The organism is Streptomyces lancefieldiae (genome assembly GCF_031845825.1).
Lineage (GTDB): Bacteria > Actinomycetota > Actinomycetes > Streptomycetales > Streptomycetaceae > Streptomyces > Streptomyces lancefieldiae.
This window is the reverse complement of the sequence record NZ_JAVRFH010000055.1, coordinates 16680-28769: the sequence shown is the minus strand read 5'-3', so window position 1 is coordinate 28769 and position 12090 is coordinate 16680. Positions and strand designations below refer to the sequence as shown.

Below are 12090 nucleotides of genomic sequence, written 5' to 3'. Positions count from 1 at the left end.
CAGCCCCTCTTCCCGCCCCGGTCCCCTGTCCCGTCCTTCCGGAAGGAGATCAACCATGCCTCGACCCGAGATATGGAGCGACGACGAACAGCGCCGGTTCGTCGACGACGGCGTCCTCATACGCCGTGGCCTGGTCCACGGCGACGTTCTGTCCCGGGCCCGTGACCTCGTCAGCGGCTGGGTGACCGAGGCGTACGACCCAGCGCGGCTCACCGCCTACACCGAACGCAGCTTCGCCCCGAAACTAGAAGAGCACCCCGACCTCCTTGCCCTCTACCAGCACAGTGGTCTGGTGGAGCTGGCCGAGGACCTGCTGCGGCCCGCGTGGATCGCCCCGGTCACCCGGGCGCAGATCCAGATTCGGCTGCCGCACGGCGCCGAGCAGCCGGTGAAGCGGATGCACGTCGACGGCGTCTCCTGCCCTCACCTGGAACCACGTGACCTGCGTACGTTCAGCTTCATCATCGGCGTCGTGCTGGACGGCAGCGCCACGGCGGACGCAGGCGCTCTGCACTACGTGCCCGGCGGGCACCACCGGATGGCTCGCTACTTCGCCACGGACTGGGTGCTGGGGCAGCCGGCCCAGACCCCTGACGACATCGACGCCCAGGACGGCACCGCCTTCACCGCCGAGCCCGGCGACGTGGTCGTGATGCACCACCTCGTCCCACACCGGGTCGGCATCAACACCAGCAGCACCCCGAGGGTGATGGCGTACTTCCGTATCCAACACGCCCAGCACCCCGACCTCGCCCTGGCCGCCCTGTCGGACCCGTGGCTGGAGTACCCGGCGCTCGCCGCCCTCGCCCGCCCCGGCACCGCGTGAAAGGGCCGAGCACTGTGGACGTCCTCACGCCCGACCAGCTCCCCGACGCCGCCCGGCTCCTGGCCGCCGGGCAGATGGTCGCCGTGCCCACCCCCCGCTGGTACTTGCTGTGTGCCCCCGCCGCCGACCCGGCCGCCACGATCGCGGTCTTCCGCGCCAAGCAACGCCCGGCCGCCAAGCCGCTGCTGCTCCTGCTCGACTCCCGAGCCACGGCCGAGGCACTGTTCAACCTGAGCGACGACGCCCGCCTGCTGGCCGACGGCCTGTGGCCGGGAGAACTCGCCCTCCGCCTTCCATGGAAGCCGGGCGCCGAGACCGTCGCGGCGGTCGGCTCCCCAGCGCTCGTCGGATGCCCCGACGGGGCTCTGGGCCAGCTGGTCGCCCTGCTCGGCGAACCACTGGCCGCCGCCGTGTGCAGCATCTCCACCCCCGCTGCCAGCGAGGAAGATCACCCGGCGCTCACCGCCGGCGAGGTCGCCGCCTTCGAGCGGACCACGGGGGCCGGGATCGCCGCGGTCGTCGACGGCGGGATCTGCCCGCACGGCCGGCACATGACCATCATCGACTGCCCCGCGGGCGCCGCCGCCCGCCTGGAGCGGGAGGGCACCGTCCACGCCCGCGCCGTCGAAGCCGCTCTCACCCCGGCAGGAGGACTGCATGTGGGCTGACCTCGCCCGCCGCACGAACCGCCTGGTGCCCGACGTGTCGGTGACCGCCGTCGCCGACGCGCTCGACTACCTCTGTCTCGCCCAGCTCTACCTGCACGACAACCCGCTCCTGGCCCGGCCCCTGACCCCGGCCGACGTCAAGCCCCGCCCGGCCGGCCACTGGGGGGTGTGTCCGCCCGTCAACCGGATGCTCGCCGCCCTGGGTCCGCTCCAGGCGGCCGTCCCCGACGGCTACGAGCTGCACGTCCTGCACGGTGCCGGGCACGCCGGGCCCTCTGCCCTCGCCCACGCCTATCTCACCGGCCGGCTTGGCCGCGCCCACCCCGGCTTGTCCCAGGGCGAGGCGGGGCTGCGTGAACTCGTCGCGGGCTTTCCCCGGGCCGACATCGGTGGGGAGATCACCCCGATGATCCCCGGCCATCTGCACACCGGAGGCCAGCTCGGGCCCGCCCTCGCGATCGGGCAGGGCACCGTCCTGGACGCGCCCCACCGGCTGTCGGTGGTTCTGATCGGCGACGGGGAGTGCGAGACCGGGACGACCGCCGCCGCCTGGCTAGCCAGCCGCGCGCTGCACGGCACGGGCGACCACGGCACTGTCCTTCCCGTCGTCCTGCTCAACGGGCAACGCATGGGCGGGCCGAGCGTGCTGTCCACGCTGAGCCACGCCGAACTCACCTCCTACTTCACCGGCCTCGGTCACCGGCCCGTCTACAGCGACGGGCGCGACATTGGCCAGCTCCGGCAGGCGGTGGCCGAAGCGCTCGGCGCCACACAGCCTCTGGGCAGTGCGGGACCGTCGAGCGTCCTGGTGCTCACCCTGGACAAGGGCTATGGCGCGCCCGCCCGCCTCACCGGCACCTCGGCGGTCCATAAGACGCCGTTGCGCGACCCGGCCGCTGTGCCGGCCGAGTTCGACGCGCTCGCTGACTGGCTGACCTCCTATCAGCCGGGTCAGCTTTTCACCTTCAGCGGCCGGCCCCGGCCTCACCTGCTGCCCGCGCTTCCGCCGCCCCGGCCCGAGCCCGACGGCCTCCCGGCGCCGCGCGGCTGCGTCGCCGCCTCCGCCCAGGTCGCCGCCCACGCAGCCGGCCGCCCGTTCGCGCAGGTGGTCCCCGAGGTCCTGCGGTCCCGCGCCGAGCAGGGACCGTTCCGCGTGTTCAGCCCCGACGAGCTGGCCTCCAACCGCCTCGACCTCGGCGACAAGCATGGCCGTCCGGTGCCGTGGGCAGTGGAAGTGCTCAGCGAGGAGGTGTGCCACGCCTGGGCCCAGGGCTACACCGAGACCGGACGCCACGCGCTCGTCGCCACGTACGAGGCGTTCGCGCCGATCGCCCTCAGCCTCATCCAGCAGCAGCTCAAGCACCGGTCCGTACGCCGGCACGCCGGGCTCGCCCCGCTGCCCAGCCTGGTCTACCTCCTGACCAGCCTGGGCTGGCACAACACCTTCACTCACCAGAACCCGAGCCTCACCACGGCACTTCTGGCCGGTGGCGACCCCACGCTGCACGTCCTAACCCCGGCCGACTCTGCGCGCACCGCCGCCGCGCTCACCTTCGCCCTGCGCAAGCTCGACCGGTGCACGCTCGTCGTCGCCGGCAAGCAGACGACCGTCCACCACCCGCTGGAGACCTTCGACGCGGAACTGCGGAACGGCATCGCGATCTGGCCCCACCTGACCCACCCCAGCCCCGGCGAGCCCGACCTGATCCTCGCCTCCGCCGGCGACCTGCCCGCCGAGGCCCTGACCAACCTGGCCCGACGGCTCCACACCGAACGCCCAGATCTGCGACTGCGCTACGTCCACGTCCACGACCTCACGGCCCTCGCCGAGGACGGCACCCGCCCCCTCGCACTCACCCCGGACGGGTTCGCCCGCCACTTCGGCATCCGGGCGCCAATCGTCCTGGCCACCAGCGGGCACCCGGCCGCCGTCCACGCCCTCCTCGGCCGCCGCCACCCCGGGCCCCGGCTCACCGTCCTCGGCTACCTCGACCCCGGCCGCCCCGTCTCCCAGAGCCGCCTTCGCCAGCTCTGCGGCCTCGACGACGCCGGCCTGTGGCAGCTCGCCACCACCCTCACCAACGCCCCGAAGGAGATACCAGAATGAGCACACCGCTCCCGCCCGTCGCCCCCGACGCTGGCATCCTCAACGTCTTCGAACGCGACGGGTACGCGGTCGTCCGCAACGCGATCACCCCGGAACTGCGCGACCAGCTCTTAACGGCCGCCAAAACACTGCTAGCCACGAACATCACCCAGGGCCGTGACCGAGGAGGCGACGGCAAGGACGGCTTCCGCGGATGCCTCAGCCTCGACTCCGCTTTCCTCCCGCTCCTGGCCAACCCCGCCGTCCTGCCCACCGTGGTGCAGCTCCTCAGCCCAAACATCCACCTGCTGTCCGCCCACATCATCGCCCTCCCCAGCGGCCCGCCCCGCACCATCCGCGTCCCCGGACGCCACGGCTGGCACCGCGACATGTTCGGCGTCACCGCCGACCTCGGCTTCCCCCACACCCCCCGCATGGCCATCAAAGCCGCCTACTACCTCACCCCCGTCACTCCCGACTGCGGGCTGACGATGTTCCTTCCCGGCAGCCACTGCCTCACCGAGGAACCCCTCATCCCCGACGGCGCGATCGACCCACCCGGCGCGATCACCCCCGGCATCACCGGAACCGACGCCGTCCTCTTCGAGAACCGCACCTGGCACACCGGAGGCATCAACCTCTCCGGCCGCCCCCGCATCGCCCTGATGCTCCAGTACGGATACCGCTGGCTTCACCCCGTCGACGACCCTGCCACCGACCTCCGAAAAGACCCCGCGCTCACCCTGATCCAGCAGCAACTCCTGGGCCTGCCCGACCGACATCCGGACGGGTCTCTGGCCAAGGGCAGCGGAGCAGCCCCCATCCGCTCGTGGTGGAGGACGCGTTGACTAGGTAGCCGGGTCACTTCGTCAAGTCCCGGCTACCCGACGAAGTCGCTCACCGTCCCTTGTTCAGACGCTGGCAACTGCCGTCGAAGTCATCCTCGCGCCGGAGCTGACTCTTTCCGGTGAACCTCCGGGGCACATCTGCCACAGACAGCCAGAGCTTGACTAATAAGGGCAACCAATTGCTTTCGCCTGCCAGGCAGGCCGAGGAAGATGAGGTGTCTATGGGTATCACCCGGCGATGGATGATCGCGGCTGCAGCCGCGCTGGCATTCATCGGCAGCGGCGTCACGGTTCCCGCGGCGGATGCCGCAGCAAGCTGCCGAGGCTACGCCTGTGACGGGAAGAACCCCCACACGACCGGATGCGACCAAGGGGCCAAGAACTTGGGAGCACCGATCCGCGGTGGTGGCGGACCGGCCGTACAACTGCGTACCTCCGCGCACTGCAGCGCCGCCTGGGTCATCATCGAAAAGGGCAATCATGACTGGAGGGGGTGGATCCAGATCCGCGGAGGAGCGTTGTACGACGTGAACGCGAAACCTTCGCGCCCCGCCTACTCCCTCATGGTCGGCACAAGTCACGCTTACCGCGCGTGCAAGCAGGATTCCGACGGCGGCCCGATCTGTGGTGGCTGGCACTAACGACGATGCGCGCAGTTGAGGTTGGGGCGCGCTGGCCTGGCTCACCACCGACGACCTCCACCGCCTGTGCATCGCGCCCTCCGCCAGCGACCTCGTACGGCGTCACTCCGCCAGCCACACAGCCGACGCGTCCGCTCCGGCCTCACGGACCGTAGCCGCCACGGGGGAAAAGATCACCGACCGGCCTCCCCGAACAGCGCGGTCCTCAACGCCGCCGGAGTCCATCTCTATCTGGAGCGGCCTGACGGCACGGTGCTGCTCGGGCTACGCCAACCCGACTCAGCGTTCACGCCCTCCACCTGGAACGTCCTGGCCGGGCACTGCGAGCGCCTGCCGTCACCGCATCTCTCATGAAGGCCCTCTTGCAAGTGGTGGCCGGGACCTACCGGAGGGCTGCGAACACGGCCGCTGCGACTGCGGAGCCGAGGACGGTTCCGGCGATCACCTGGGCGGGTGTGTGATCGCGTAGCGCGATGCGTGACCAGCCGACGACGGCGACCAGGGCGTAGCCCCACAGGGCCCAAGGGCCGTAGGTCTGGACGAGCATGACGACGGCGCCGGCGGAGACGGCCTGATGGACGGATATCTTCCAGGCCAGTGTGATGACGGCGAGGGCTGCCAGTGTGACGATCATGCTGGCGATCAGCGCGATCAGGATGTGCGGGGCGGCGAGGGCTGCCATGAGGGTGAAGCAGGTCAGCACGGAGGCGAGGATGACTGCCATCACAAGCAGGCGTGCCCGTTTGGCTCCGACGTTCCGGTCCCCCCATCGACCCTTCTTGATGCCGTGGTCGATGAAGATGATCGGGATGACGGCCGCGAAGAGGATGCCGACGAGGCTCCATGCCAGGCCGCTCCAGTGGCCGCCGTACCAGCCTACGGCCAGGCAGACAATGACGATCCACGTCTTCGGGTGCAGGCGCTCGCTGATAACGCGGGCGAGGCCCTGGTGAGGGCTGGGCGCGGTCGATGTCGTGCTCATGGGATCTGATTCCGGTCTTCTTCTCGGAGCGTGGCGGCCTCGGCCGTGGCGAACGCTGCGACGTGGGGACATCCGGCATAGGCGGCGCTGACCTGGCGAATCCATCGCAGTTCCGCCGCAGGGCTCAGTCCGTCGCCACCGGACCGCGGGTGGCGACCGCGGCAGGGCTCGGCAGTCGGTTTCAGCAGTACCGCCGTTTTGAGCCAGGCCGCTTCGACGACGGCCGAGTGCGCCTTCGGCGGGTAGCCGACGCGTTGCGCCACGAGGAGGGCGCGCTCCTGGATGTCTGCGGGGACGTATTCGCGCAGGGTGAGAGTGGCGTCGCTGATCTCGGTGAGGCGCCGGTTCAGCAGGAAGCGCGTGCTCCTTCGCGTGTCCGCGATGGCGAGTCTGGCGGACGGCACGGCGGCGACGAGCGCTTGCCAGAGCGGTTCTGTCTGCTTCAGGGCTCGCCGCTCGCTAACGGCGGTAGCCGCGAGAGATGCGGGTGACAGGCAGCTCCCGACGCTGATGGCCGTGATGGCTGCTTCCTTGAGTGCCTGCGACACGGCAGCGGCGTTCTGAACGTCTGCTTCCGTCAGGCCACCGCCCGCGACATCCGCGAGGTGCAAGATGCGCTGCACGGCGTACAGGACACCGATGACGCCGCCGAGGCTGAGAAAGCTGTGCCCGGCTCTGACCCACCGGCTGCTGGCGTGGCGCGCTGCGTGGGCGAAGAGGAGGGCCGTGACGGTCATCGCTGCGCCGATGTAGAGCGTGAAGACCGCGACGTGCAGCAGTGCCCAGCCTGAGACGGTGTGGACGGTCAGGGTGTCGTCGGGTACTCGCCCGTCGCTCGGCGCGAGCGCGAAGGCGATCACCATGAGCGTGAGGCATCCCACTTCGAGGCCGCGGCGGGTGCGCTGCAGCAGGCCCTCGGGTTTCACCACGGCGATCACGAATTCGAGGACTGATGCCGCCGAGACGACTCCGAAGAGGTGCTTCAGGAGGTAGCCCGTGCTGCGGAGTCCGGTGAGGGAGTCCACCCAGCCTGCCGCTTGGGGTATCTCCAGCGTCATGGCGGCGGCGAGGCCCAGGAAGGCCAGTTCCAGGGACCGCTGCTTGCGAGAGTTCCACAGCGACGGTGCTCTCCACAGGGCTACCGCCCAGAGCATGACGGCGATGATCAGGTCGCTCACCGGCAGTCCCTTCGCGGGTGGATCATCGTGGCGTCGACTCGGGCGAGCATGCCGTGCAAGTCGCTGGCCGGTGCAGCCGGCAGGGTCTCGACCAGCTCAGCCAGGATCGAGGCGGTCAGTTCGGCGTCGTGCTCTTGGTCGGTGGAGTAGTCGGTGCGTCCGAAGACGGCGCGTACCCGTGCTGGTGAGATCCCGGTCGGCAGGGCGGCCAGGAGGGCGGACAAGCCCGAACCGCCGCTGTGGTTCAGCAGCATGTGGCCGACCTCGTGGAGGATGACTTGGGTGCGGTGTCGCTGGCTGGTGGCCCGCACGTGCCAGATGTGATCTTCGTCGGCGTAGGCGATCCACAGTCCGCACGGTGCGTTCAGGCCGTTGTCGTCGGGCAGTTCCCGCAGGACCATCTTGCGGCCCCGCTTGACGGACAGCGCTTCGCAGAACGAGGCGATGTCGAAGGGGTGCGGGATGGGAACGTCCTCAAGGGCCCTTACGGCCGTGCGCCGCAGGCGCAGCTCGTGCGCGCTCATCTCTCTCAGGCGCGCGTCGTTCTCGCGCTTCCGCCGAAGAAACATGGGGACTGGTCCTTAAGTGCGGATGAGTCGGTCATGACACTGGGGCCGGCAGAGCGGGCACCGTCAGAGAGGCGCGGGCCAGGGTGGCTCGCTCCGGCGGCACGGCAGATGCGGTCCCGCCGACCCGAGGGGGAAGGCCGGGCTACCAGCTCAGCCGAGGCGTACGTCCCGGTGGGGAAGCGGCGCCCCCTGACCGGGCGCTCACATCCCGGCATAGCCGCTAAACGGCCACACGCGCACTCTGGACGGCGGAGGTGCCGCACACATCGGGTTCGCAGCCGCGACACGTGTCACCATCTCTTTCCTGGCCGCATGAGGCAGCGGAGCTGTCCACCGCCGAACTGATCTTAAGGCTGCAGGAAGCCCCGATCAGCTGTGAATTTCTACACGGGGAAGTGTCAGTTCCCCTCCTTACGCCAGACCCCTTCTTGGTTGAGTGCTAAATTAGTTGACCGGGGCAATCGGTCCTTTTTATGCCGACAAGGCTGCCCTGTTAACCTGCGCGCGCCGGGGGTCGCCCCGCAGGGTGAATAAGAAATGTGACCCACACCTCAAGATCGTTTATAGATGCCCGACGACCAACTTCGAGACAGACCGCAGCCGACCCTGACCCGCATATTGCGCAGGGCTCGGCAGCGAGTCGATCCCCGCCGCTTTCCCGAGGTCATTGAGGTACTCGGACCGCGCAGTCGGAACGGCTTGACGCAGGCCGAAGTCGCTCAGCTACTGAGCGTTTCCCCCAAGTGGTATCGCAACCTGGAACTGGGCAAGCCACTGACGTACTCAAAGAGCTTGATGGAGCGGGTACGCCGCATCCTGGATCTTAGCGAGGACGAGTGGGGCGCCGTCTGGCAGCTGACCCAGGGCCGTACGCCTTCCGATGAACGCAGGCCGCCAGCCTCGCGCCGGATGCCGCCTCCGGCTGTCCGGCGCTTCATCGATACACAGCCGTGGCCCGCATACATCTGCGATCACCGGTGGGATCTGATCGCGTACAACAAGGCAGTCGCACGCGATTTCCCGTGGGTGCTGGACGGCACGAACGTGATGATGTGGGCGCTGACGCACCCCGAGGCCCGCACCTTCCTGGTCGACTGGGAAAAGGCTTGGGCACCTGCCTTGATGGCGAAGCTTCAACTGCAAGCCGAGGTCATAGGCGCTGACGCGGGACTGCAATCGATCATCCGAGCCGTCGAGGCCGATGCCGTGGCCCGTCGCCTATGGAGTTCCGCTGCCCTGCCGGTCGTTCCGCATCTCAGTACGAGATACCCGCGGAAAGTCCTGCTGCCGCGAAACGGCAGCGGGCAGCTCACGGTAACCCTGCTGACCGCTCAGGTCGATGACATGCCGTCATGTCACATGACGGTTCTAGTCCCAGCCTACGAAGGGTTGGCCGCCTCGGCGTTCGACGCATAATCAGCAAGGCTGCACCCAATCAGTCAACTGGGGCGTCCATCAGCTTTGGGAGCCGTCCAGCCCCTGGGCTTTGCGTGCCGTTTCGATGACCGCGCGGACCATGTGGAGGTTTTCCTCCGACAGGCCGCTGGCACGGGCGAACAGCCCCACGACCCCGGCCTTCTCTGCCGCATTGAGGAGCTCCAGGCCGGCAACGACCCGGCGCGCATGCTCGTCACTGGTCTTCCGGGAGAAGTATTCGGTGGTCACGCCGAAGAAGTCACTCAGCGCCTCGATGGTGTTCAGCGTCGGGTTGAGCTTCACACCTTGACGGAGCTGCGCGATGGCGCTTGCGGAGATGCCGGTGGCGCGGGCAACGTCCGCGTTCACGTAGTGACGCCCCGTCTCGGGATTGACCATGGCAAACAGGGCGTTCAATCGGTCCTTGACCGTGCGCCCTTCTGGCGGCGCGGAACCGTCACCGTCTTGCACCTCGCCTGGCATGGCAGCTCCACCTCCGTCTCTCCGTATCGCACGCAGCATACTTCAGTACCCCTCCGGTGCGCCAAGTCCGGCCACACGGACACTTCAGCATTGACAGGGGGTGATCACTTTGGCGTATGTTCCCAACACGCAGCGACACTATAGTGTCGAAATCGACGTGGGGACTTCTGGCCGTTCCCCGCCCTCCTGGACAAGGACCACCCGTGCTTCACGACATCGCGCCACGTCAGACCGTGCGACTAGTACAGAGTTTATGAACCAACTCTGGACCTTGACACGGGTCCGTGCGTATGTTCGTCGTCCCCCGGGGCAGCCCGCTCGGGTCCAACGAACACGAGGAGCCGCCGCAGTATGCGTGCGCTTTGGGCCTCATAGCCCGCACACAGCAACGGCGTCCGGGAGAGGCAACTCCCGGACGCCGGACGCTAACGGCATAACCCGCCCCGGCAAGGGCGGAGATTGCCCACTATCACCACGCTGAGTCCTTCCAAGGGGCGCGTCAGCGTGGCAACACTGCAAAGGGGAGTATCGCATGCCTCCTGCCCTGCGCAAAAGGCCCTTCTGTCTGGCCTGCGTGGCAGCCACCTCCGCCTCGGCGCCTCAGCGGCCCGAGCGGAGCCGCACCGTCCCGGTCTCGGCCCATCACCGGCCTCGCCCCGTCGCCGGGAGCGGCCGATGAGCAGCGACGCCCGCGAATGGGTGTGGGAGCACAGCGCCAGCCGGGGAGCCGCGCGCCTGGTCCTGCTGTCGATCGCCGACCGGGTGGCGGACGATCAGTGCATCTCCTGGGCCTCGCTGTCCAGCCTGGCCAAGCGCACGCGCGCCTCGGTCTCCACGGTGCGCGAGGCCATCGAGCGTCTGCTCCTGGCCGGCGAGCTGGAACAGCTTGACGACCTGGTGGGCCCGCAGCGGAGCACGGTCTACCGCCTGCCGCTCGCCGCCGAAGCGGTCGCACAGGCGCTGCGCGAGCAGCGGGAGGAAGCGGGCGACACGGCGGTGTCGGAGGAGCCGGCCGCTCCTGCGAAGCTCCGGCTGTCGGCTCTGCGGCGGTACGGGATCCGCCCGCGTGAGGTGCCGGAATCCCCCGCGAGGGTCCGGAGACCGGCAGTGCCGGAAACCGGCAGGTCGAGGCGGAAACCGGCACAGCGGCGTACCGGCCACCGGCACAGCGATGTACCGGCTACCGGCACACAGAACCGTAGTGAACCTGATTTGAACCGGAGGTACAGCAGTGGTGGTTCTGCGGTCACCTCGGCTGCCGAGTGGCAGGTCGACCCCGCCACCCACACCTGGGCCCGCCAGCAGGGACACCTCGACCGCCTCGGCGAGCAGGGCCTGCAGGCCGCCGACGCGAAGTGGCGTGCACACCGGGCGGGCCATGCTCCGAGGCCGGCGGAAGCCTGGGCTGCAGACTGGCGAGCCTGGATCACCCGGGAGCACGCCCCCAGCCGCCCGAACCTCTACGCCGTGCCCGGCCAGAACACCGCCGCGCCCGGTGGCATGACGCGGGCCGAGAAGCACACCGCCGCCCTTCTCGCCGCCCTGGACGAGCCGACCGGAACGGAGGGCTGACCGTGGACCGCCGCGAAATCGCCGCCCTGCTGGCCTACATCGGCAGGCTCGACCCCCGCAGCATCCGCACCGACGAGGGCGAGGCCCGCGATCAGCTCGCTCAGTGGCACGAGCTGCTCGGTGACGTGCCGATGGCCACCCCGCACGGCTGGGACGCCCGCGTCGCCGCCCGCCAGCACTACCGCGCCTCGCCGTACCAGATCCAGCCCGCGGACGTGGTCCGCCCCTGGGAGAGCTACCGGCGCAACCGCCTGGCCCTCCACTGGGACCCCACACCGTCCGCGGACCCGGACGACCAGGCCGCCTGGACCGCAGAGCTGGTCGGCACCCGCCACGCCGTCGCCGCCGGCATAGCGCAGCCCGCGTATGCCCCGGCCATCACCAGCAGCCAGGAGGAAATCAACCCGAGGCTGCAGGCTCGGCTGGACCAGATCGGCTCCTGCATACCGCCCGCCGCCCGCGCCGCTCTCGCACCGTTCCGGCCCGCCCGGGCAGCACGGGAGGCCGCCGTCGCGCAGGGGCTGCCCGATGCCCTGAGCGTGCGATGCGAGTGGTGCCTGGCCCCGGTCGGCGAGCCATGCCGACGCCGCCGGATCGGCCCCAACGACGGGGTACGCGCCATCACGCCGCGCGCCACCCCGCACCCCGGCCGCCTCGACCTCGCCGCCCAGCAAGCCCAGAACACCGAGCAGGCCCAGCAGCCCGCCCTGGCCTGACCGGCGCCTCCGGCACGTGCATCCCGTCCGCTGCACCGCCGCAACCTCACCGTCCCGCACCGGATGCGGCGCACGCCCACGCGCCGCATCCGGCACCCGACGCCG

The 12090-nt window shown here is 69.6% G+C and carries 12 protein-coding genes; 8 read left to right on the top strand and 4 right to left on the bottom strand.

Annotated features, from left to right (window positions below):
• Window positions 1–55 precede the first annotated feature (55 nt).
• The 5 genes from RM812_RS34190 (at window position 56) to RM812_RS34170 (ending at window position 5069) form a co-directional block, all read left to right on the top strand.
• On the top strand, window positions 56–826 hold the full coding sequence (locus RM812_RS34190; protein WP_311582011.1) for a phytanoyl-CoA dioxygenase family protein: 771 nt from the start codon (window positions 56–58) through the stop codon (window positions 824–826).
• Between the two features lie 14 nt (window positions 827–840).
• The gene (locus RM812_RS34185) at window positions 841–1494 is read left to right on the top strand and encodes an L-threonylcarbamoyladenylate synthase (protein ID WP_311582007.1); all 654 of its coding nucleotides are present in this window, start codon (window positions 841–843) and stop codon (window positions 1492–1494) included.
• Complete coding sequence (locus tag RM812_RS34180) at window positions 1484–3601, top strand: phosphoketolase family protein (RefSeq protein ID WP_311582003.1); 2118 nt, start codon at window positions 1484–1486, stop codon at window positions 3599–3601. The genes RM812_RS34185 and RM812_RS34180 overlap by 11 nt, the downstream gene beginning before the upstream one ends.
• Entirely contained in the window at window positions 3598–4428 is an 831-nt protein-coding gene (locus tag RM812_RS34175) for a phytanoyl-CoA dioxygenase family protein (protein ID WP_311582000.1), read from the top strand. Before RM812_RS34180 ends, RM812_RS34175 begins: the two co-directional genes overlap by 4 nt.
• A 221-nt stretch (window positions 4429–4649) precedes the next feature.
• The gene (locus RM812_RS34170) at window positions 4650–5069 is read left to right on the top strand and encodes a DUF2690 domain-containing protein (protein ID WP_311581997.1); all 420 of its coding nucleotides are present in this window, start codon (window positions 4650–4652) and stop codon (window positions 5067–5069) included.
• Between the two features lie 382 nt (window positions 5070–5451).
• Here RM812_RS34170 and RM812_RS34165 read toward each other — a convergent pair whose 3' ends face one another.
• The 3 genes from RM812_RS34165 to RM812_RS34155 are packed head-to-tail and all read right to left on the bottom strand — an operon-like array spanning window position 5452 to window position 7798.
• Entirely contained in the window at window positions 5452–6051 is a 600-nt protein-coding gene (locus RM812_RS34165; protein ID WP_311581994.1) for a phosphatase PAP2 family protein, read from the bottom strand.
• Window positions 6048–7229: an MAB_1171c family putative transporter gene (locus RM812_RS34160; protein WP_311581992.1), complete on the bottom strand. Its 1182-nt coding sequence runs from the start codon at window positions 7227–7229 to the stop codon at window positions 6048–6050. Before RM812_RS34160 ends, RM812_RS34165 begins: the two co-directional genes overlap by 4 nt.
• A complete protein-coding gene (locus RM812_RS34155; protein WP_311581989.1) occupies window positions 7226–7798 on the bottom strand; it encodes a secondary metabolite protein in 573 nt (190 codons plus the stop codon). Before RM812_RS34155 ends, RM812_RS34160 begins: the two co-directional genes overlap by 4 nt.
• Window positions 7799–8365: 567 nt before the next feature.
• Between RM812_RS34155 and RM812_RS34150 the strand changes: the two genes are divergently transcribed.
• Window positions 8366–9214: an MmyB family transcriptional regulator gene (locus tag RM812_RS34150; protein ID WP_311581986.1), complete on the top strand. Its 849-nt coding sequence runs from the start codon at window positions 8366–8368 to the stop codon at window positions 9212–9214.
• A 39-nt stretch (window positions 9215–9253) separates the two neighbouring features.
• Here the strand turns inward: RM812_RS34150 and RM812_RS34145 are convergent, their stop codons facing one another.
• Complete coding sequence (locus tag RM812_RS34145; RefSeq protein WP_311581984.1) at window positions 9254–9697, bottom strand: helix-turn-helix domain-containing protein; 444 nt, start codon at window positions 9695–9697, stop codon at window positions 9254–9256.
• Between the two features lie 675 nt (window positions 9698–10372).
• On the opposite strand from RM812_RS34145, the gene RM812_RS34140 reads away from it, so the two are divergent.
• Window positions 10373–11269 carry a helix-turn-helix domain-containing protein gene (locus RM812_RS34140; protein ID WP_311581982.1) on the top strand — a complete coding sequence of 299 codons (897 nt, stop codon included), beginning with the start codon at window positions 10373–10375 and terminating at the stop codon, window positions 11267–11269.
• 2 nt (window positions 11270–11271) lie between these two features.
• Window positions 11272–11985 carry a zinc finger domain-containing protein gene (locus RM812_RS34135; RefSeq protein ID WP_311581980.1) on the top strand — a complete coding sequence of 238 codons (714 nt, stop codon included), beginning with the start codon at window positions 11272–11274 and terminating at the stop codon, window positions 11983–11985.
• Window positions 11986–12090: the final 105 nt, after the last annotated feature.

Bases quoted from the DNA above. Each gene is read 5' to 3' on its own strand.
- RM812_RS34190 (WP_311582011.1), top strand. From the start codon at position 56: ATGCCTCGACCCGAGATATGGAGCGACGACGAACAGCGCCGGTTCGTC.
- RM812_RS34180 (WP_311582003.1), top strand. From the start codon at position 1,484: ATGTGGGCTGACCTCGCCCGCCGCACGAACCGCCTGGTGCCCGACGTG.
- RM812_RS34175 (WP_311582000.1), top strand. From the start codon at position 3,598: ATGAGCACACCGCTCCCGCCCGTCGCCCCCGACGCTGGCATCCTCAAC.
- RM812_RS34170 (WP_311581997.1), top strand. From the start codon at position 4,650: ATGGGTATCACCCGGCGATGGATGATCGCGGCTGCAGCCGCGCTGGCA.
- RM812_RS34165 (WP_311581994.1), bottom strand. From the start codon at position 6,051: ATGAGCACGACATCGACCGCGCCCAGCCCTCACCAGGGCCTCGCCCGC.
- RM812_RS34155 (WP_311581989.1), bottom strand. From the start codon at position 7,798: ATGTTTCTTCGGCGGAAGCGCGAGAACGACGCGCGCCTGAGAGAGATG.
- RM812_RS34150 (WP_311581986.1), top strand. From the start codon at position 8,366: ATGCCCGACGACCAACTTCGAGACAGACCGCAGCCGACCCTGACCCGC.
- RM812_RS34145 (WP_311581984.1), bottom strand. From the start codon at position 9,697: ATGCCAGGCGAGGTGCAAGACGGTGACGGTTCCGCGCCGCCAGAAGGG.
- RM812_RS34140 (WP_311581982.1), top strand. From the start codon at position 10,373: ATGAGCAGCGACGCCCGCGAATGGGTGTGGGAGCACAGCGCCAGCCGG.